Origin of the sequence: Agromyces allii, assembly GCF_009749385.1 — a bacterium.
In the GTDB taxonomy this organism is placed as follows: domain Bacteria; phylum Actinomycetota; class Actinomycetes; order Actinomycetales; family Microbacteriaceae; genus Agromyces; species Agromyces allii.
Genome location: NZ_WBIN01000001.1, coordinates 461,898 through 480,672 on the forward strand (window position 1 = coordinate 461,898; position 18,775 = coordinate 480,672).

General features: G+C 70.3%; 19 protein-coding genes. 9 read left to right on the plus strand and 10 right to left on the minus strand.

What is annotated here, in order from left to right; genetic code table 11:
- Nucleotides 1-143 precede the first annotated feature (143 nt).
- The 3 genes from GQR16_RS02100 to GQR16_RS02110 all read right to left on the minus strand — a co-directional run bounded on the left by GQR16_RS02100 (nucleotide 144) and on the right by GQR16_RS02110 (nucleotide 2,808).
- Nucleotides 144-641 (minus strand): HNH endonuclease, encoded by a 498-nt coding sequence (locus GQR16_RS02100; RefSeq protein WP_055856330.1) that lies wholly within the window; start codon nucleotides 639-641, stop codon nucleotides 144-146.
- 373 nt (nucleotides 642-1,014) lie between these two features.
- A complete protein-coding gene (locus GQR16_RS02105; protein WP_157413476.1) occupies nucleotides 1,015-1,884 on the minus strand; it encodes a C40 family peptidase in 870 nt (289 codons plus the stop codon).
- Between the two features lie 231 nt (nucleotides 1,885-2,115).
- Entirely contained in the window at nucleotides 2,116-2,808 is a 693-nt protein-coding gene (locus GQR16_RS02110) for an iron-dependent transcriptional repressor DtxR (RefSeq protein ID WP_157413477.1), read from the minus strand.
- A 69-nt stretch (nucleotides 2,809-2,877) separates the two neighbouring features.
- On the opposite strand from GQR16_RS02110, the gene serC reads away from it, so the two are divergent.
- Both serC and GQR16_RS02120 read left to right on the plus strand, forming a co-directional pair.
- Nucleotides 2,878-3,993, plus strand: a complete 1,116-nt coding sequence (gene serC, locus GQR16_RS02115; RefSeq protein WP_157413478.1) for a phosphoserine transaminase — start codon at nucleotides 2,878-2,880, stop codon at nucleotides 3,991-3,993.
- A gap of 5 nt (nucleotides 3,994-3,998) precedes the next feature.
- On the plus strand, nucleotides 3,999-4,265 hold the full coding sequence (locus GQR16_RS02120) for a DUF2530 domain-containing protein (protein ID WP_170298394.1): 267 nt from the start codon (nucleotides 3,999-4,001) through the stop codon (nucleotides 4,263-4,265).
- Here the strand turns inward: GQR16_RS02120 and GQR16_RS02125 are convergent.
- Both GQR16_RS02125 and GQR16_RS02130 read right to left on the minus strand, forming a co-directional pair.
- Nucleotides 4,241-5,116, minus strand: coding sequence for a DUF3027 domain-containing protein (locus tag GQR16_RS02125; protein WP_157413479.1), 876 nt, complete (start codon nucleotides 5,114-5,116; stop codon nucleotides 4,241-4,243). The two genes, GQR16_RS02120 and GQR16_RS02125, sit on opposite strands and share 25 nt — an antisense overlap.
- Nucleotides 5,109-5,489 (minus strand): cold-shock protein, encoded by a 381-nt coding sequence (locus tag GQR16_RS02130; protein ID WP_067881610.1) that lies wholly within the window; start codon nucleotides 5,487-5,489, stop codon nucleotides 5,109-5,111. Before GQR16_RS02130 ends, GQR16_RS02125 begins: the two co-directional genes overlap by 8 nt.
- A gap of 112 nt (nucleotides 5,490-5,601) precedes the next feature.
- On the opposite strand from GQR16_RS02130, the gene GQR16_RS02135 reads away from it, so the two are divergent.
- From GQR16_RS02135 to GQR16_RS02145, 3 genes are all read left to right on the plus strand, one after another.
- Complete coding sequence (locus tag GQR16_RS02135; protein ID WP_157413480.1) at nucleotides 5,602-5,877, plus strand: multidrug ABC transporter ATPase; 276 nt, start codon at nucleotides 5,602-5,604, stop codon at nucleotides 5,875-5,877.
- A 9-nt stretch (nucleotides 5,878-5,886) separates the two neighbouring features.
- Nucleotides 5,887-7,755 (plus strand): helicase-associated domain-containing protein, encoded by a 1,869-nt coding sequence (locus tag GQR16_RS02140; protein ID WP_157413481.1) that lies wholly within the window; start codon nucleotides 5,887-5,889, stop codon nucleotides 7,753-7,755.
- Between the two features lie 204 nt (nucleotides 7,756-7,959).
- Nucleotides 7,960-9,603: a DNA repair helicase XPB gene (locus tag GQR16_RS02145; protein ID WP_157413482.1), complete on the plus strand. Its 1,644-nt coding sequence runs from the start codon at nucleotides 7,960-7,962 to the stop codon at nucleotides 9,601-9,603.
- 20 nt (nucleotides 9,604-9,623) lie between these two features.
- On the opposite strand, the gene GQR16_RS02150 is transcribed toward GQR16_RS02145, so the two are convergent.
- The 3 genes from GQR16_RS02150 to GQR16_RS02160 form a co-directional block, all read right to left on the minus strand.
- Nucleotides 9,624-10,343, minus strand: a complete 720-nt coding sequence (locus GQR16_RS02150; RefSeq protein ID WP_211373406.1) for a pyrimidine reductase family protein — start codon at nucleotides 10,341-10,343, stop codon at nucleotides 9,624-9,626.
- Nucleotides 10,340-11,194, minus strand: a complete 855-nt coding sequence (gene folP, locus GQR16_RS02155; RefSeq protein ID WP_157413484.1) for a dihydropteroate synthase — start codon at nucleotides 11,192-11,194, stop codon at nucleotides 10,340-10,342. Before folP ends, GQR16_RS02150 begins: the two co-directional genes overlap by 4 nt.
- A gap of 62 nt (nucleotides 11,195-11,256) precedes the next feature.
- Entirely contained in the window at nucleotides 11,257-12,540 is a 1,284-nt protein-coding gene (locus GQR16_RS02160) for an NAD(P)/FAD-dependent oxidoreductase (RefSeq protein WP_157413485.1), read from the minus strand.
- 88 nt (nucleotides 12,541-12,628) lie between these two features.
- On the opposite strand from GQR16_RS02160, the gene GQR16_RS02165 reads away from it, so the two are divergent.
- The 3 genes from GQR16_RS02165 (at nucleotide 12,629) to GQR16_RS02175 (ending at nucleotide 15,617) form a co-directional block, all read left to right on the plus strand.
- Nucleotides 12,629-13,327 carry a response regulator transcription factor gene (locus GQR16_RS02165; protein ID WP_055860832.1) on the plus strand — a complete coding sequence of 233 codons (699 nt, stop codon included), beginning with the start codon at nucleotides 12,629-12,631 and terminating at the stop codon, nucleotides 13,325-13,327.
- A 31-nt stretch (nucleotides 13,328-13,358) separates the two neighbouring features.
- Entirely contained in the window at nucleotides 13,359-15,164 is a 1,806-nt protein-coding gene (locus GQR16_RS02170) for a sensor histidine kinase (protein WP_157413486.1), read from the plus strand.
- Nucleotides 15,165-15,326: 162 nt separating this feature from the next.
- Nucleotides 15,327-15,617, plus strand: a complete 291-nt coding sequence (locus GQR16_RS02175) for a WXG100 family type VII secretion target (protein WP_157413487.1) — start codon at nucleotides 15,327-15,329, stop codon at nucleotides 15,615-15,617.
- 90 nt (nucleotides 15,618-15,707) lie between these two features.
- On the opposite strand, the gene GQR16_RS02180 is transcribed toward GQR16_RS02175, so the two are convergent.
- Nucleotides 15,708-16,634 (minus strand): hypothetical protein, encoded by a 927-nt coding sequence (locus tag GQR16_RS02180; RefSeq protein WP_157413488.1) that lies wholly within the window; start codon nucleotides 16,632-16,634, stop codon nucleotides 15,708-15,710.
- A gap of 22 nt (nucleotides 16,635-16,656) precedes the next feature.
- Here GQR16_RS02180 and GQR16_RS02185 point away from each other — a divergent pair, with 22 nt between their 5' ends.
- On the plus strand, nucleotides 16,657-16,845 hold the full coding sequence (locus tag GQR16_RS02185; RefSeq protein ID WP_157413489.1) for a hypothetical protein: 189 nt from the start codon (nucleotides 16,657-16,659) through the stop codon (nucleotides 16,843-16,845).
- A gap of 247 nt (nucleotides 16,846-17,092) precedes the next feature.
- Here the strand turns inward: GQR16_RS02185 and groL are convergent, their stop codons facing one another.
- On the minus strand, nucleotides 17,093-18,712 hold the full coding sequence (gene groL, locus GQR16_RS02190) for a chaperonin GroEL (protein ID WP_157413490.1): 1,620 nt from the start codon (nucleotides 18,710-18,712) through the stop codon (nucleotides 17,093-17,095).
- Nucleotides 18,713-18,775 lie beyond the last annotated feature (63 nt).

An 18,775-nucleotide genomic window follows, 5' to 3' on the forward strand; every position in this document is an offset into this window, starting at 1 on the left:
TCCGGACACCGCCCGGCCTGATGGCTCGGGTCGTGTTGACGTGCGTCGTCACGCGGTCGGGTGCTCCGGCGACTCGTTCCACCTTAGGGGAAAGGGTCGCTCGAAGTCATCTCGCGATCGCCGCGGTGATGCTCCCGATCAGTTCAGGCCGCGGTGGAGAGGTACTCGTCCCACTGCGGGAGCGTGCGCTCGAACCCGCGCACGACCCAGCTGCGCCCGTGCGGCATGCGCGGCGTGAAGCGGAGCTCCCAGCCCATCTCGGCGGGCGTGTGGTCGCTCTTGATGTTGTTGCAGCGCAGGCAGCACGCGACGAGGTTCTCCCAGGTGTCGCGTCCGCCGCGGGAACGGGGCAGCACATGGTCGATGGTCGCGGCCGATCGACCGCAGTACGCGCAGCGGTGCTCGTCGCGGCGCAGCACGCCTCGCCGACTCACGGGAACGGCGTGCACGCGTGGCGTGCGCACGTATCTCGTGAGGATGATCACGCTCGGTCTCTGCCACGAACCGCTCGCGGCGCACACGGGGTTGCCCTCGTCGTGCTGGATCACGGTGGCCTTCTGGTTCATGACCAGCAGCAGGGCTCTCTTGAACGAGATGACGGCGAGGGGCTCATAGCCGGCGTTGAGCACGAGTGTGCGCATGGAGTGCCTTTCGATCGGGGCTGGATGGCTTCCAGCCGCGTGAACGGGTCGACGCTCCGACGGCGCTGCGGCCGCTCGATGGCACGGGTGGGGCGGATGCCGGTGGCCGCCGAGAAGCGCCCCGAAAACGCAGAACGGGCACCGTCATGAAGACAGTGCCCGTCGAAACGTCGGCTCGTGCGGTACTCGGCTGACTACTGCGCCGTTGGTGGAATTGCGCGCGCGCATCCGCGGAATGGATGCTGCACGTGCGAACCATCGGCGTTCCCCTCGCCCGGATCTCGGATCGTCAGAGCTTCAGGCTACGGCATGAACGCCGCGGAGGGGCATCCCTCCGCGGCGTTCACAGGCCGTGTCACACGATGTTCACCGATCAGATGCCGATGCGGACGATCGTGTAGTCGCTCGTCCAGATCGGCTGCACGCGCACCGAGGCGCCCTCGTAGGGTGCGTGCAGGATCATGCCGTTGCCGGCGTAGAAGCCGTCGTGGCCGTCCATGATCACGAGGTCGCCGGGCTGCGCGTCGGCCTCGGAGATGACGGTTCCCATGGCGCCCTGCCCTGCGGAGGAATGGGGCATGCCGACGCCGAACTGCGCGTAGACGTACATGACGAAGCCCGAGCAGTCGAAGCCGGCGGGCGTGGCGCCGCCGTAGACGTAGGGCGTGCCGATGTACTGCGTCGCGACGTTGTAGACGCTGGCGAGGTCGAAGCTCGGGTACGGCGGGTTCGCGAGGAAGTCACCGACCGACGGGCCCTCGTACGACGCGGCGTAGGAGGTCATCGCGGTCTCGGCGGCGACGCGCGCCGCTTCGGCCGCGGCCGCGGCCTCTGCCGCCTGGCGCTCCGCCTCGGCGGCCGCGTCGATCTCGACCTTCGTGACGGCGGCGAAGCCGTCTTTCGTGACGGGCGCCGCGATGACGTCTTCGGCGACGTCGACGGACTGGGCCTGCGCCTTCGTCATCCGGGTCTCGGCGCTCGTCGCGAACTGCGGCCCGGTGCTGCCGGGCGCGAACGCGTAGGCGGGGATCGCGATGGTGCCGACGATGCCCGCGGCGATCGTCATGACGGCGACGTTCGCGACTCCGCCGCGGCGGAGCCTGCGGGTCGATGGGAGCGGTCGCGCGGCGACGGCCGGTGCGACGGTGGTCTTGGGTTCGGGGTTGACGCTCGGGACGACGACCTTCGAGGCGGTGCCCCGCTTCGGTGACGTGAAACGGCGGCGTGGGGTGAATCGAGCCAAATCGGGTTCCTCCACCGCCCCACGGAGTCGGGACTCCGTCTCACCTGGTGCGCTCGAGGCGCGTCTTCGTCCTGAACCGGGCGGTGAGTGCCGAGGGGCGATCCCGATCCTGGTCCGACGACCGGCTTCGTGCCGTCGAACTCGACCGAGAATACGCGAGGGATGCTTGAATGTCACATTCCGATCACGGTTCGCCGCGATCCCTTGTGAATTCTCAGGTTCATTCCTCGTTCATTCCGCGACGAAGATGTGCCCTGCGACCTCGTTCGGGAGCTCGAGGGCGCCCTCGACGCCCTCGACCTCGACGGCGACGTATGCGCCGCTGCGCGTGAAGGTCGCCGAGGCGCCCGGCATGATGCCCGCCTGCTTGAGCTGGAGCAGGAGTTCGGGGTCGAACTGCACGGGCTCGCCGAGGCGTCGCACCACGCCGTGCAGCGCGGAATCGCGTTCGGCGATGGCGTCGGTGACGCGCACGACACCCGACATGAACGGGTCGGCGGGCTCGAGCCCGAGCTCTTCGAGGCCCGGGATCGGGTTGCCGTACGGGGATTCCTTCGGCTCGCCGAGGATCTCGATGAGGCGACGCTCGACCTGCTCGCTCATGACATGCTCCCAGCGGCATGCCTCGTCGTGCACGTACTCCCACTCGAGCCCGATGACGTCGGCGAGCAGCCGTTCTGCGAGACGGTGCTTGCGCATGACGTGCACGGCCTTGCTGCGGCCCTCTGCGGTCAGCTCGAGGTGGCGGTCGTCGGAGACGACCACGAGTCCGTCGCGCTCCATGCGGGCGACCGTCTGCGAGACGGTGGGCCCGGAGTGGCCGAGGCGCTCGGAGATGCGGGCGCGAAGCGGCACGATGTGCTCTTCTTCGAGGTCGAGAATGGTGCGGAGGTACATCTCCGTCGTATCGATGAGATCGGTCACCAGCAAACCCTCCTGTCGCAGCCCGTCATCAAGCCTAGCCCGCTGCAGAGGCTCGATAGACTTCCGTGCATGCCGAGCATCGTGATCCCCAGCGACCTCCTGCCCGCCGACGGACGATTCGGCTGCGGCCCCTCCAAGGTCCGCCCCGAACAGCTGGCGCACCTCGCCGCCGAGGGCCCCGCGCTGCTGGGCACCTCGCACCGCCAGGCCCCCGTCAAGAACCTCGTCGGCCGCGTCCGCACGGGCCTCTCCGACCTCTTCTCGCTGCCCGACGGCTACGAGGTCGTGCTGGGCAACGGCGGCTCCACCGCGTTCTGGGACGCCGCGGCATCCGGCCTCATCGAGCGCCGCGCACAGCTCAGCGCCTTCGGCGAGTTCGGCCAGAAGTTCGCCGGCGCGGCGGCCGCCCCCTGGCTCGAGGCCCCCGATGTGCGCAAGGCGCCCGCCGGCACCCGCTCGAACCCCGAGGCCGTCGCCGGCGTCGACGTGTACGCGTGGCCGCACAACGAGACGTCCACCGGCGTCATGGCGCCGGTGAAGCGCGTCGCCGGCGACGAGGGCGCGCTCACCGTCATCGACGCGACGAGCGCGGCTGGCGGCGTGGCCGTCGACCCGAACGAGTTCGACGTCTACTACTTCGCCCCGCAGAAGAACTTCGCGTCCGACGGCGGCATCTGGTTCGCGCTGTTCTCGCCCGCCGCGATCGAGCGCGTCGAGCGCATCGCGGCGACCGACCGCTACATCCCCGAGTTCCTCTCGTTGAAGAACGCGGTCGACAACTCGCGGCTCAACCAGACGCTCAACACGCCCGCCCTCGCCACGCTGCTGCTCCTCGAGAACCAGCTCGAGTGGATGAACGAGTCGGGCGGCCTCGCCTGGGCCGACGCCCGCACGCGCGAGTCCTCGTCGGTGCTCTACGACTGGGCGGCGCGCACGTCGGTCGCGACGCCGTTCGTCGCCGACCCGGCCGACCGCTCGCAGGTCGTCGTCACGATCGACTTCGACGAGACGACCGATGCCGCGCGCATCGCGTCGATCCTCCGCGAGAACGGCATCGTCGACACCGAGCCCTACCGCAAGCTCGGCCGCAACCAGCTTCGCGTCGCGACCTTCACCGCGATCGAGCCCGACGACGTCCGGGCGCTCACGGCGTCGATCGACTACGTGCTCGAGCAGATCGGCTGACGCCCGTGCGGCTCTGGCTCGCGGAGTCGGAGCGTCGGCCCGATCCGGCGCCCGCCCGAGCCGACGCGCGCAAGGCGGTGCTCGCGGGCACCGCCCTGTGGCTCGTCGCGCTCGTGGTGTGCCTGCTGCTGCGCGACGTGCTCGCGCAGGCCGGGCTGGCGTGGCTGACCTGGGCGTGCGCCGTCGGCGTGCTCCTGGGCGTCGGCGCCCTGGCCGTGGTGCAGGCGATCAGGCGCCGGCGCACGGCTCAGAGCGCGGGCGCCTCGCGCTGAACGTCGACGTCGTCGGAATGCTCGTCGTCGGATTCCTCGTCGTCATCTGACGTCTCGGAATCCCCGGCGGCACTCCCGACCTCGCCCGGCTCATCGTCGCCCGGCTCGTCGAAGCCGTCGAACGCCTCGTCCTCGATGTGGTCGTCGTCTTCGTACTCGTCGTCGGCGTCGATCTCGAGCTCTTCGGACGCATCGTCGAACTCGACGTCGTCGAGCTCGTCGGCCTCGGGCTCCTCGCCGGCAGCACGGGCAGCGGCTGCGGCGACCGCCTGCGCTGCGCGGTAGTCGGCGAGCCGCTCGGACCACGGCACCCACGCGGGGGCGAGCAGGGCACGCTCGCCGGGCATGAGCTGCGTCTCGACGATCGTCGGCTCGTCGTCGTCGACCCGCACGATCGTGACGCTCCAGTGCCAGCCCGGGTACCCGGACATGTCGGAGGCGAAGTGCAGGGTGAGCACGTGCTCGTCTTCGGCGATGTGGCCGATGACGGATCCGACCGTCTCGGGCGCCGTCGTCTCGAGCAGCGCACGACGGGCGAGGTCGACCGAGGCGAGCAGCACGGGGTCTGGGTCGTAGACGACCGGCTCGGGCTCGACCTCGGCCTCGACATCCGCCTCGGCTGCGGCATCCGCCGGCTCGTCGTCGGTTTCGAGGGCATCGTTCGACACGGCCTCGTCGCTCGACGCGGTCTCGTCGCTCGACGCGGTCTCGTCGCTCGACGCGGTCTCGTCGCTCGACGCGGTCTCGTCGCTCGACGCGGTCTCGTCGTCGGCGTCGACCTCGTCGACGGGCAGTACGAGATCGGACGCCGACTCCGCGGCATCCGTCTCGGGTTCGGTGAACTCAGGCATCCAGATCGTCTGCCACCTTGCGCAGCACGGTTGCGACCATGCGCGCCTTGGACTTCTCGGGGTAGCGCCCCCGACGCAGGTCTGCGCCGATGGAGTCGAGGAGCTTGACGACGTCTTCGATGATGATCGCCATGTCGTCGGCGGGCTTGCGGTTGATCTTCGCGAGGCTCACGGGTGCATCGAGCACGCGCACCGAGAGCGCCTGCGCGCCGCGCTTGCCCTCTGCGAGACCGAACTCGAGTCGGCTGCCCGCGCGCACGGTCGCACCGGCGGGAAGAGCGGATGCGTGGAGGAAGACCTCCTGGCCGTCATCGGAGCTGATGAAGCCGAACCCCTTCTCCTCGTCGTAGAACTTGACCTTGCCGGTGGGCATCGTGGAAACCTCGCTCGTGTCGTGGAAGGCGCGCAGGAACGTCACGCGCCGTGTACATCCCAGTCTAGAGTCCCGCCCCTCACGGGGCGGTGCGCTGCCCTATCCTTGCAGAGTGAGCGAAACCCAGCAGTCCGGCAGCCAGCGCATCGAACGCGTCCTCGCGTACATGTTCACGGGCCTGGTGATGCTCTCGGTCGCCGCGTTCATCGCCGTGCTCATCGCGACGATGGTCGGCGTCGCCGAGCACGACGGGTTCAGCCACGGCGTCTGGCCGATCGTGATCATGCTTCCCTGGTTCGGCCTCCCGCTCGCGTTCCTCCTGCTCATCGCCCTGTTCATCGTGCACGCCGTGAACCGCTCGCGCACTGCGCGCGCCCAGACGAACTGATCGGAGACGATGCTCGAACTCGCCGCGCGACTCCGCACGCTGCCCCGCACCGAACTCGAGGCGGCGCTGGCGACGCGTGAGTTCGATGCCTCCGGCATCCGCGATCTCTTCGACCTCGCCGAGGTGCTGCTCGCACCCGATTCGCTCGACCACGTCATCTCGCGGCTCGACCGCCCACGCCTCGCCGCGCTCGCGGCCACCGCGACGCTGACCGCCGATCACACCGGCACCACGGTCGAGGCGGTCGCCGGTGAGCTCGCCCGGCTCGGAGGATCGGCCGAACTCGTGGCAGCGGCGCCGCAGCTCGTCGGCCGCCTCGCCGACTCCCTGATCCTCGTCGCAGACGGGCAGCGCGTGCACCTGCCGGTCGCGGTCGCCTCGAGGCTCGCGGTCCGCATGGAACGCGACATCCCGGGTGCCGCCGAGCTGGCCGCTCCCGCCCCGCCCGTGCTCGTCGGCGTCGACGACGTCGACCGCTCCCTGCTCGACCGGCGCGCGGCCGAGGCCGCCTACGCCACGGTCGCCGCGACCGCCGAGCTCCTCGCCGCCGTCGGCAACCAGCCGGCGCGCGAGCTCGCGAAGGGCGGGCTCACGCTGCCCGACTCCAAGCGGTTGTCCGAAGCCTGCGGCATCGATCTCGAGGCACTGCCCCGGCTGTTCCACCGTGCCGACGAGGCCGGCCTCGTGCTCAGGGACGGCGCCTACTGGCTCGAGTCCGACATCGGCGCCGACTGGGCGCAGCTCGGGTCGGCCGATCGCTGGCAGCGGCTCGCCGAGCAGTGGCTCGCCCGCATCCCGCCGTCGTTGCGCGAGCTCGTCGCGCGTCGAAGCGAATCGATCTCGGCGACCGACCTGCGCGACGACGTGCGTTGGCTCTACCCGGCGGGCGGCAAGTGGCTCGACGACAGCCTCGACCGGCTCGTCGACGACGCCGAGGCGCTGGGGCTCGCCGTGGCGGGCGAACCCGTCGAGTCCGGTCGGCTCGTGCTCACGGGCGACGTGCAACGTGCCGCCGCCCTGCTCGCCGCGCATTTCCCGGCGCAGGTCGCCAAGGTGTACGTGCAGCACGACCTCACCATCGTCTCCCCCGGTCCCCTCGAACCGGCGCTCGACGCCAGGCTGCGCGGCTTCGCCGACGTCGAGGGGCGCGACCTCGCCTCCACGTACCGCGTGAGCGCGGCATCCGTGAATCGCGGTCTCGCGGCCGGCGAGTCGGCCGAGACGATCCTCGAGTTCCTGGGCGAGCTCTCGCTCACCGGCATCCCGCAGCCCGTCGCGTACCTCGTCGGCGAAGCCGCCCGCCGCTTCGGCAGCGTGCGCGTCGCCTCGGCCGACGAGGCCGACCTGCCGGCCCGCACCGTCGTGCGCTCCGACGACGACCAGCTCATCGGCACCCTCGCCGTCGACCAGACGCTGAACGCCGTCGGCCTCCGACAGGTCGGGCCGCATCGCCTGCTCTCGCGCTTCGCACCCGATGTCGTGTTCTGGGCCCTCGCCGATGCGCGCTACCCGGTCGCCGCCGAAGACCACGAGGGCACCATCGTGCGCCTGCGCCGCCATCACCTCGCGCAGTCGCCGACCCCGCCCCCGGCGGGCGACCCGGTCGCAGCGCTCCTCGACAAGCTGCTCGCGAAGCACGACGACGATGCGACCGACGAGGTCGCCTGGCTCGCCAGGCAGCTCGAGGCCGCCGCCCGCGCGAAGGAGACGCTCACCGTCACCGTGCGCATGCCCGGCGGCGCGACGGCCGACTACCTGCTCGCCCCGGCCAGCGTGGCGAACGGGCGCCTGCGTGCGCGCGACCGCAAGGCCGACATCGAGCGCACGCTGCCCCTGTCGGCGATCGCGGCGGTCGCCCCCGCTCCGTCCGGCGTCTGACGTCGGCCCGGAGCACCGTCCCGACACGCACCGACCCGACGAACCCGTCCAGACCTGCCCGGCCCGTCCTGCGCGTCGGCACGCACCGCGCCCGCCCGCGGCATCCGATCGTGCCCGAGTCCTTCGCCTCGAACCGGATGCCGGCGCTGACGAATCCGGCGACGTCGGCGTTGCACCCGCGAACCGGGCGTAAACTCGATGGCTATGTCAGACGGCCCCCTCATCGTGCAGAGCGACCGCACCGTGCTGTTGGAGGTGGCGCACCCGCTCGCGGAGGATGCGCGCCACGACCTCGCGGTGTTCGCCGAGCTCGAGCGCGCACCCGAGCACGTGCACACGTACCGCATCACGCGACTCGGCCTCTGGAATGCCAGGGCCGCCGGCCACACCTCCGAGGACATGCTCGGCACGCTCGAGCGCTACGCGAAGTTCCCGGTGCCGCAGACCGTGTCGGTCGACATGCGCGAGACGGTGTCGAGGTACGGGCGGCTCGTCGTCGACCGCACCGACGACGGCGCCCTCCGCCTGCGCTCCGACGACCTCGCCGTGCTCACCGAGGTCGCGAACGCGAAGCGCATCGCGCCGCTGCTGACCGAGCGCATCGACGACACCGGATTCCTCGTCGAGGCCTGGGCGCGCGGTGCCCTCAAGCAGGAGCTCGTGAAGCTCGGCTGGCCCGCAGAAGACCTGGCTGGCTACACCCCCGGCACCCCGCATCCGATCGACCTCGAGGAGTCGGGCTGGCACCTGCGCGACTACCAGCAGAAGGCGGTCGACAACTTCTTCGACGGCGGCTCGGGCGTCGTCGTGCTGCCCTGCGGCGCGGGCAAGACCCTCGTCGGCGCGGGCGCCATGGCCACGGCGAAGACCACGACGTTGATCCTCGTGACGAACACCGTCTCGGCGCGCCAGTGGCGCGACGAACTGCTGAAGCGCACCACCCTCACGCCCGACGAGATCGGCGAGTACTCGGGGCAGGTGAAGGAGGTCAAGCCCGTCACCATCGCGACGTACCAAATCCTCACCGCCAAGCGGAAGGGCGAGTACGCCCACCTCGCACTGCTCGACGCGCTCGACTGGGGTCTCGTGGTCTACGACGAGGTGCACCTCCTGCCCGCACCCGTGTTCAAGCTGACCGCCGAGCTGCAGGCCCGCCGCCGACTCGGCCTCACCGCGACGCTCGTGCGCGAAGACGGCCGTGAGGGCGACGTGTTCAGCCTCATCGGGCCCAAGCGATTCGACGCACCCTGGAAGGAGATCGAGGCGCAGGGCTTCATCTCCCCCGCTGCCTGCTACGAGGTGCGCATCGACCTCCCGCAGTCCGAGCGGCTCGCGTACGCGGCATCCGCCGACGACGAGCGCTACCGGCTCGCCGCCACCGCGCCGGCGAAGCTCGAGGTCGTGAAGGAGCTCGTGGCCAAGCACCGCGGCGAGCGCATCCTCGTCATCGGCCAGTACCTCGATCAGATCGACGAGCTCGCCGACGCCCTCGGCGCCCCGAAGCTGACCGGCGCGACGCCCGTCGACGAGCGCGAACGCCTCTTCCAGGAGTTCCGCGAGGGCATCACCCAGGTGCTCGTCGTCTCGAAGGTCGCGAACTTCTCGGTCGACCTGCCGGAGGCGACCGTGGCGATCCAGGTCTCGGGCTCGTACGGTTCCCGTCAGGAGGAGGCGCAGCGCCTCGGACGCCTGCTTCGACCCAAGGAGTCCGGCCTCACCGCCAACTTCTACACGCTCGTCGCGCGCGACACCGTCGACCAGGACTTCGCGCAGAACCGCCAGCGGTTCCTCGCGGAACAGGGCTACAGCTACACGATCCTCGACGCGCACGCGCTCGAAGCGGCCTGACGGGCGGCGCCCGCGTCGGCTCAGCCCCGCGCGTAGCGCAGCAGCAGCAGATCCCCCGCGGGGATCGCGTGCACGAGGCGCATCGACCGCGCCGCCTCGCGGGCGCCCTGCACGATGCGGCCGGCCGTGCCGCCCACGAGCAGCGGGCTGAGCGAGAGGCAGACCTCGTCGACGAGGTCGGCGTCGAGCAGCGCACCGAAGAGGTGCGGTCCGCCCTCGCAGAGCACCTGGGCGAGCCCGAGCGCCCCGAGCTGTCGCTGCGCCTCGGCGAGGTCGACCTCGCCGTCGCCGCACACGAGCACGTCGGCGACGTCGGCGAGCGCCGCCCTCCGCGGTTCGGGGGCCGCGGCGTGGGTGACCACGAGCGGGCGCGTCACGGCGCGTTCGAAGAACGGATGCCGCGGGTCGAGGTCGAGCCGCGACGAGACCACGGCGATGCGGGGCTGCTCGGCGAGGTCGTGCGAACGCCGCCACGCGGCATCCGCCCCGTCGACCGAGAGCCCGCCGTACCCCTCGGCGCGCACCGTGCCGGCCCCAACGAGCACGACATCGGCGAGAGCGCGCATGGCCTGCATGGCGAGCCGGTCGCTCGCGTCGCCGAGCCCGCCGCTGCGCCCGTCGACGGTGACCGCCCCGTCGATGCTCGCGACGAAGTTCATGCGGACGCTCGCCCGCTGCCGCTCGGGCAGGGCGTAGGCCGCCAGCAGGTGCTCGCGGTCGACGGCGGCCCCGCCCGTCACTGGTTGTGCTCCAGGAACACGGGCTCGCGCCATCCCTTGATCGCCTCGATCATGCGCATCGCGTCGACCGTCTCGCGCACGTTGTGCACGCGCACGATGCGGGCCCCGCGCAGCACGCAGTAGACCGCCGCCGCGATCGACCCCTCGACGCGTTCGGAGCGCGGGCGCCCGAGGCTCTCGCCGACGAAGTCCTTGTTCGACAGGGCGACGAGCGTCGGATACCCGATCGCGACGATCTCGTCGAGTCGGCGCGTGAGCTCGAGCGAGTCGAGGGTGTGCTTGTTGAGGTCGTGCCCGGGGTCGATGATGATGCGATCGGATGCCACGCCAGCCGCCTCGGCCCGTGCCACGCGTTCGCGCAGGTAGGCGGCGACCTCGACCACCACGTCGCCGTACCGCGGCGACGGATGCGGCGTGCGCGGCGCGGCGAGACTGTGCGTGATGACGACCGAGGCGCCGGTCTCGGCGAGCACCGCCGCCATGCCGGGATCACTGAGCCCGGTGGTGTCGTTGATCACGTGCGCGCCCGCGGCGATCGCGGCCCGGGCGACCTCGGCGTGGAACGTGTCGACCGAGATGACCGCGCCCGCGTCGGCGAGCGCCGCGACGACCGGCACCACCCGGTCGATCTCCTCGGCCACCGGCACGGCGGGGCCCGGTGCGAACTTCGCCCCGCCGATGTCGATCCAGTCGGCACCCTCGGCGATCGCCCGGCGCCCGGCCGTGACCGCGGCGTCGAGCGCGTCGGTGCGGCCCTGGTCGTAGAAGGAGTCGGGCGTGCGGTTCACGATCGCCATGACCGCGACCTCGCGCGCGAAGTCGAACGTGCGCGGACCGATGGTGCGCACCATGCCACCCGCGGCCGGCCACGACGGCCCAGCGCCCGCTGCCGTCCCGCCGGGCGCCGCGGTGGTCACGAGGCGTCTCCGGCGAGCGCGTCGAGCGGCACGGTCGGGTCGGCGAGCTCCTCGCGCGAGACCACGCCCCCCGACCTGATGAGCCGCTGCACCTGCTCGTTCACATCCCACACGTTGACGTTCATGCCGGCCACCACCCGACCGTCGGGCGTCAGCCAGAACACGATGCCCTCTCGTCTCGTCTGGGGTGCGGATGCCGCGGTGAGCGGCACGTCGCCGCGCACGACGACCTCGGCGCCGGCGGCGAGGTCGCCGTAGCCCGAGTACTCCATGCCGAGGTCGTACTGGTCGGTGAAGAAGTACGGCACCTCGTCGAGGACGACCTGCTCGCCGGCGAGCGCACGGCCCGCCGCAGCCCCGCTCGCCAGCGCGTTCGCCCAGTGCTCGACACGAAGGTGCCGTTCGAGCACGGGGTTCCACACCGCGGCCACGTCGCCCGCAGCGAAGACGTCGGCCGCACTCGTGCGGAGCGAGGCATCGGTCACGATGCCGTCGTCGACCCTCAGGCCGGCGGATGTCGCGAGCTCCACGTTCGGGATCGCCCCGATGCCGAACACCACCAGGTCGGCCGCGACCTCCTCGCCCGTGCCGAGGACCACCGCCGCGACCCTGCCCCGCTCGCCGCGGAGCGCCGTGACGGCGGCGCCGCCGCGCACCGTGACCCCGTGCTGCTCGTGGAGCCCTCGGAACATGCTGCCGAGCCCGGTGCCGATCGCCGCCTCGAGCGGCTCGTCGCCGCGGACGACGACGATCACCTCGTTGCCGTACCCGCGTGCTGCCGCCGCGACCTCGAGCCCGATCCAGCCGCCGCCGACCACGACGACCCGCCGGTCGCCTCGGCGGAGCGCCGTGCGCAGTCGCGTCGAATCGGGCAGGGTGCGCAGCACGTGCACCCCGCGGAGCCCGGCCCCCGGGCCGGTGAATGGGCGGGGGCGTGCACCGGTCGCCAGCAGCAGCCGGTCGTAGCGGAGCTCGGAGGTCTCTTCGGCCGTCTCGACGTCGATCGTGTGCGCCGCGGGATCGAGCGCGACCGCCCGTGCGCCGAGCCGCAGTTCGACCCCGTGCCGTCGGTACCAGCGGCGATCATGCGGATAGACGCTGCCCGCGGCATCCGACCCGAGCAGGTAGCCCTTCGAGAGCGGCGGGCGTTCGTGCGGCAGACGGGGCTCGTCGGCCACGACCACGACCTCGCCGTCGAACCCCGCATCGCGGACCGAACCCACCGCCGCAGCAGCCGTCAGACCCCCGCCGACCACGACAACCCGCTCTTCTGACGCCATAGGCCAAGTGTTCCATCCGCACATCGGATTTCACGACCCTCGAAGAATGTTCAGGAAAGTTCCAGCCGGTGCGCAGAAGATGGTCAACATGAGCGATGGACCACGCATTCTCATCGTCGATGACGAGCCCAACATCCGCGACCTGCTCACCACGAGCCTCCGCTTCGCCGGGTTCGCCGTGCGCGCGGTCGGCAACGGCGCCCAGACGATCTCGGCGGTTCTCGAAGAAGAACCGGACCTGATCATCCTCGACGTCATGCTGCCCGACATGAACGGCTTCGGCGTCACCAAACGCCTGCGTTCGGCCGGCTACACGGCGCCGATCCTGTTCCTCACCGCCAAAGACGACACCGAAGACAAGATCACGGGTCTCACGGTCGGCGGCGACGACTACGTCACGAAGCCGTTCAGCCTCGACGAGATCGTCGCGCGCATCAAGGCGATCCTCCGTCGCACGATGCACGCCGAAGAAGACGCCGTCATCCGCACGGGCGAACTCGTGATGGACCAGGACACCCACGAGGTGCTCGTCGGCGACGTGCCCGTCGAGCTCTCCCCCACCGAGTTCAAGCTGTTGCGCTACCTCATGCTGAACCCGAACCGCGTGCTCTCGAAGGCGCAGATCCTCGATCACGTCTGGGAGTACGACTTCAACGGCGATGCCGGCATCGTCGAGAGCTACATCTCGTACCTGCGCCGCAAGCTCGACCAGCACTCGACCGAGCCGCTGATCCAGACGAAGCGCGGGTTCGGGTACATGCTGAAGTCCTCGGCCTCCAAGCCCTGACTCAGGCTTCACCGCCTAGACTCGCCCAGCCATGCAACAGACGATCACCGAGCGGTGGAACCGCATCTCGCTGCGCACCAAGATCACGGGTGTGACGGTGCTGATGCTGACCCTCGGCCTGCTCGTCTCCGGCATCGGCACCGCGGCCATGCTGCGGTCGTACGTCGAAGACCAGATGTCGGCGAAGCTCGGCAGCATCGCCGGCGGCAGTCTCGACAAGTACTTCGTCTCCGACAGCGAATCCGACGCCGCGCCCGACAAGGACTCCCGCTCGTTCTCCGAGAACGACCAGGTGTTCGTGGCGGTCTACGACGCCGCGACCGGCATGCGCGACGGCACCAACTGGGACAACCGGGCGATCGAAGACCTTCCGATCATCCCCGAGACGCTGACGCAAGCCGACGTCAACGCGATCAACTCTCAGAGCTCGGGCAAGTACACGGTGTTCGAACTGAAGGACGCCGACGGCAACAAGACATTCCGAGCGGTCACCGCACTCATGGTGGCCGACCAGCACGGCGTCTACTCGCCGATCATCATCGCGATCTCGTCGAAGGACACCGAGTCGCTGATCGCGGTGTACCTGACGATCTTCCTCGGGTTCGGCATCGGCGTCGTGCTCGTCGGCGCGCTGCTCACGCGCATGCTCGTGACGACGACGTTCACGCCGCTCCGCGAGGTCGAGGCGACGGCCGCCGCCATCGCCGACGGCGACTTCAGCCAACGCCTCGGCGGAGCCACGCCCAACACCGAGGTCGGCCGGCTCAACCGCTCGTTGAACACCATGCTCAACCGCATCGACCGCGCTTTCCGCGACCGCGCGCGCACGATCGACCAGATGCGTCGGTTCGTGGGCGATGCGTCGCACGAGCTGCGCACCCCGCTCGTGTCGGTCCGCGGCTACGCGGAGCTCTACCGCATGGGCGCCCTGCAGACGCCCGAAGACGTCGCCCAGGCCATGGAGCGCATCGAGAAGGAGGCCATCCGCATGGGCGGCCTCGTCGAGGACCTCCTCGCGCTCGCCCGCCTCGACGAGGCGAAGCCGCTCGAACTCGTCGAGGTCGACCTGGTGCCGCTCGCACGCGATGCGGCCCTCGACGCCATGGCCGCGCATCCGGGTCGCACGATCACCGTCACGACGCCCGACGATCTCGCCGCATCGGATGTCGCGTCCGCACCGGCCGGCAGCACTCCGGCCCTCGCCGGCACGACGCCCGACCGCCCGGCCACCGGTGCGATCTCGTTCGCCGGTGCGACGCTCGCGCGCCTGCGCAACCGACGTCCGCGCACGACCGACCCGTCGAACTCCGGCAGCCGTCGCGTGGTCGCCGTGCCCGCCGACACCGCCCCCGCGAAGCGCGCCGCCGGAGCTTCCACCGGCGGCGCCGGTTCGGCGACCTCGGCGAACCGACCGCCCGAGTCCGTTCGCAACGGCGTCCAGCAGGCCGTGGTGCTCGCCGAAGAGAACAAGATCCGTCAGGTCATCACGAACCTCATGGGCAATGCGATGCGATTCACCGCCGAAGACAGCCCGATCGACATCCACGTCAGCGCCGACGCCGCGACGGAGCGCGCGATGATCCAGATCGTCGACCACGGCGAGGGCATCCCCCCGCAGATCCGCGAGAAGATCTTCCAGCGGTTCTGGCGTGCCGACACGTCGCGCACCCGTGAGACGGGCGGATCCGGACTCGGGCTCGCGATCGTGTCCTCGATCGTCGCAGCGCACAACGGCGCGGTCGACGTCGTCGAGACGCCCGGCGGAGGCGCCACCTTCCGGGTGCTCCTGCCGCTCGCCGGCAGCGCCGCCGCACCCCAGCCGGTGTCCTCCGACTGATCTCGACCCGTCGCCGACGACCAGACCGCCGGTGACGCCGTCGGGCACCCGTCCTCCCCCACGGCGTCCGCCATGCGCGCTGCCGCGAAGCCGCGCTCGATCGGATCCGCTTCGGCAGATGACGCCATACCTTGGCGGCATCAACCGAACGAAGGGACCCAAATGTCGAGCTACCACGTCGACGCCGCCCAAGTCTCCGCCGCGACCCAGTCCGTGAGGGGCACCATCGGCCGCATCCAGTCCGAGGTGTCGTCGCTCCTCGGTCAGCTCACGGGACTGCAGTCCTCGTGGTCGGGTCAGGCGGCCACGGCGTTCCAGGGTGCCGTGTCCGAGTGGCGGGCCACGCAGCTGCAGGTCGAGCAGAGTCTCGACGGGCTCAATCAGGCGCTCGGCATCGCGGCGACGCAGTATGCCGAGGCCGAGCAGGCCAACGCGCGCCTCTTCCTCCGCTGAGGCGCAGCGCGTGGTCGGTCCGACCCGAACGGTCGGACCGACCCGGGCGCATCGGACCGGCCCGAAACACGCGGTCGGCGAGCTCGCGGTTCAGCCGAGTGCGATGACGATCGCCGCGGCAACGCTGGCGGCTTCGGCCCGGATGGGCTCCGCGGCCGTGCCTGACGTCGCCGAGAGCACGGACACCCAGGCGCCGCGGACCGGCACGTGGACCGTGCACAGGCCGGTACCGGCCTCGAACGGTTCGCCGTTGCTCCAGCAGCGCACGAGTCCGGCACCATCGGCACCCGGCACGTCGATCGTCGTCAGCTCCCCGCCCGAGGGGATCGTGGCGAGCGCAGCCGCGGTGTCAGGGAGCACGGTGATCCGGCCGCCGAACGCACCGTCACCGCGATACCGGCAGGTGAAGCCACCGGCCGTCAGCAGCGCGACATCCCACCCGTTCGATTCCTCGTACGCGTACCCCACGTCGTACGCGGCCGCGTCGACCGAGAGCGCGGCAGCGAGCGCTTCAGGCGCGAGCATCTCGTCGCAACTCGTGGGCCCGTTCCCCCATTCCGCCGAGAGCGCGGGCAGCGGTTCCAGCGGCGGGACGGCGCCGAGGTGGTCCGAGATCTCGTCACGAAGCGCGATCAGCTGCGGCTGGTCGACGGTTCCGGAGCCGTCCCACGGCATGTCGTATATGTAGAGGTTCACGGCGGTCGTGCCGCTGAACCCCTCCACCTCGCAGTAGTCGTAGATGCACCCGGTGTGCAGGGTTCGCTCGTGAGGCGTCGCAGTCGTACCTCCCTGCGCCGCGAACTCCGCGATGATGCGATCGTCGGCTTCGACCGCATCGGGAACGACCGTGAGCGAGACGCGAACGGCCCCCGTCTCCGCATCGGACCACGAGCACGAGAATCCGCCCGCGGAACCCACCGCGGCGGGCATCTGCACCGTTGCGATCGGGTCGACGTGCGCATATGCACCCGCGACGAGTCCGGAGCCCGCCACGGCCTCGAGGGACTCGACGGCCACGAATCGATCGCATGACGAATCGATGATCTGGAGAGGTCGTACCGGAGCGGGCGTCGCCGTCGCCGTCGCCGTCGCCGGAACCGGATCGGGCGCCGCGCCCACTGATGCGGTCGCGCAACCGGCGAGCAGCGCGATCACGCAGGCCGCCGTCACGGCTGCGGTCGCGACCGGTCGGATCTTCGTCGAGCGCCGTGCGAGACCAGTTCCGTGATTCATTCGTCGTCATCCATGGTCCGAGCGTATGGGCACGGTCGGAGCCCGCCGATAGCTCCGGATATCCATCCGGTAACGGCTTCCGAGGGACGCCCGGCCGCCGCACCCGGCGGGGTGATTCCCGTTCCGGAACACACGTGAGCGACGACGATCGAGCGAGCGCCGCGACCGACGACGAAGGGCGCCTCCGGAACGGAGGCGCCCTTCGCGCTGATCAGGCCGTGACGGCCGAAGATCGGTTCGGACTAGAAGTCCATGCCACCCGTGGGGTCGCCGGCCGGAACCGGGTTCTTCTCGGGCTTGTCGGCGACGACGGCCTCGGTGGTGAGGAACAGTCCGGCGATCGACGCTGCGTTGAGCAGTGCCGAGCGGGTGACCTTCACCGGGTCGTTGATGCCGGCGGCCAGCATGTCGACGTACTCGCCGGTCGCGGCGTTGAGGCCCTGGCCGACGGGGAGGTTGCGCACGCGGTCGACCACGACGCCCGGCTCGAGGCCGGCGTTGAGGGCGATCTGCTTGAGCGGAGCGTCGATCGCGACACGCACGATGTTCGCGCCGGTCGCCTCGTCGCCCGTGAGCTCGAGCTTCTCGAACGCGGTCTTGCCGGCCTGGATGAGGGCGACGCCACCACCGGCGACGATGCCCTCTTCGACTGCGGCCTTCGCGTTGCGGACGGCGTCTTCGATGCGGTGCTTGCGCTCCTTGAGCTCGACCTCGGTGGCCGCACCCGCCTTGATGACGGCGACGCCGCCGGCGAGCTTCGCGAGGCGCTCCTGGAGCTTCTCGCGGTCGTAGTCGGAGTCGGTGTTCTCGATCTCGGCGCGGATCTGCGCGACGCGACCGGCGATGCCCTCTTCGTCACCGGCACCCTCGACGATGGTCGTCTCGTCCTTGGTGATGATGACCTTGCGGGCCTGACCGAGCAGGTCGAGGGTGACGTTCTCGAGCTTGAGGCCGACCTCCTCGGAGATGACCTGGCCGCCGGTGAGGATCGCGATGTCCTGGAGCTGCGCCTTGCGACGGTCGCCGAAGCCGGGGGCCTTGACGGCGACCGACTTGAAGATGCCGCGGATCTTGTTCACGATCAGGGTCGCGAGTGCTTCGCCGTCGACGTCCTCGGCGATGATGAGGAGCTGCTTGCCGGTCTGGATGACCTTGTCGACGATCGGCAGGAGGTCCTTGATGTTCGAGACCTTGCCGTTGACGATCAGGATGTAGGGGTCTTCGAAGACCGCTTCCTGGCGCTCGGGGTCGGTGACGAAGTACGCCGACAGGTAGCCCTTGTCGAAGCGCATGCCCTCGGTGAGCTCGAGCTCGGTGCCGAAGGTGTTCGACTCCTCGACGGTGACGACGCCTTCCTTGCCCACCTTGTCGATGGCCTCGGCGATCAGGGCGCCGATCTCGAGGTCGCCGGCGGAGATGGACGCGGTGGCGGCGATCTCCTCCTTGGTCTCGACCTCCTTGGCGTTGGCGACGAGCTCGGCGGTCACGGCCGCGACGGCCTTCTCGATGCCGCGCTTGAGCGAGATGGGGTCGGCGCCTGCGGCGACGTTGCGGAGGCCCTCGCGCACGAGCGCCTGGGCGAGCACGACCGAGGTCGTGGTGCCGTCACCGGCGACGTCGTCGGTCTTCTTGGCGACCTCCTTGACGAGCTCGGCGCCGATCTTCTCGTACGGGTCGTCGAGCTCGATCTCCTTGGCGATCGACACGCCGTCGTTCGTGATGGTGGGAGCGCCCCACTTCTTCTCGAGCACGACGTTGCGACCGCGCGGGCCGAGGGTCACCTTGACCGCGTCGGCGAGCGTGTTGAGGCCACGCTCGAGACCGCGGCGGGCCTCCTCGTTGAAAGCAATGATCTTTGCCATGTGTGTTTCTCGTCCCTTCTCGGACGTCTCAAAGATTCTTGTTAGCACTCGATTCGAATGAGT

What these genes read in the sequence shown, in the direction of transcription:
- GQR16_RS02130 (WP_067881610.1), bottom strand. Translation starts at nt 5,489, where the DNA reads ATGCCCACCGGCAAGGTCAAGTTCTACGACGAGGAGAAGGGGTTCGGC.
- GQR16_RS02170 (WP_157413486.1), top strand. Translation starts at nt 13,359, where the DNA reads ATGCAACAGACGATCACCGAGCGGTGGAACCGCATCTCGCTGCGCACC.
- GQR16_RS02165 (WP_055860832.1), top strand. Translation starts at nt 12,629, where the DNA reads ATGAGCGATGGACCACGCATTCTCATCGTCGATGACGAGCCCAACATC.
- GQR16_RS02140 (WP_157413481.1), top strand. Translation starts at nt 5,887, where the DNA reads ATGCTCGAACTCGCCGCGCGACTCCGCACGCTGCCCCGCACCGAACTC.
- GQR16_RS02185 (WP_157413489.1), top strand. Translation starts at nt 16,657, where the DNA reads ATGATCTGGAGAGGTCGTACCGGAGCGGGCGTCGCCGTCGCCGTCGCC.
- serC (WP_157413478.1), top strand. Translation starts at nt 2,878, where the DNA reads ATGCCGAGCATCGTGATCCCCAGCGACCTCCTGCCCGCCGACGGACGA.
- GQR16_RS02125 (WP_157413479.1), bottom strand. Translation starts at nt 5,116, where the DNA reads ATGCCTGAGTTCACCGAACCCGAGACGGATGCCGCGGAGTCGGCGTCC.
- groL (WP_157413490.1), bottom strand. Translation starts at nt 18,712, where the DNA reads ATGGCAAAGATCATTGCTTTCAACGAGGAGGCCCGCCGCGGTCTCGAG.
- folP (WP_157413484.1), bottom strand. Translation starts at nt 11,194, where the DNA reads ATGGTGCGCACCATCGGTCCGCGCACGTTCGACTTCGCGCGCGAGGTC.
- GQR16_RS02175 (WP_157413487.1), top strand. Translation starts at nt 15,327, where the DNA reads ATGTCGAGCTACCACGTCGACGCCGCCCAAGTCTCCGCCGCGACCCAG.
- GQR16_RS02100 (WP_055856330.1), bottom strand. Translation starts at nt 641, where the DNA reads ATGCGCACACTCGTGCTCAACGCCGGCTATGAGCCCCTCGCCGTCATC.
- GQR16_RS02145 (WP_157413482.1), top strand. Translation starts at nt 7,960, where the DNA reads ATGTCAGACGGCCCCCTCATCGTGCAGAGCGACCGCACCGTGCTGTTG.
- GQR16_RS02160 (WP_157413485.1), bottom strand. Translation starts at nt 12,540, where the DNA reads ATGGCGTCAGAAGAGCGGGTTGTCGTGGTCGGCGGGGGTCTGACGGCT.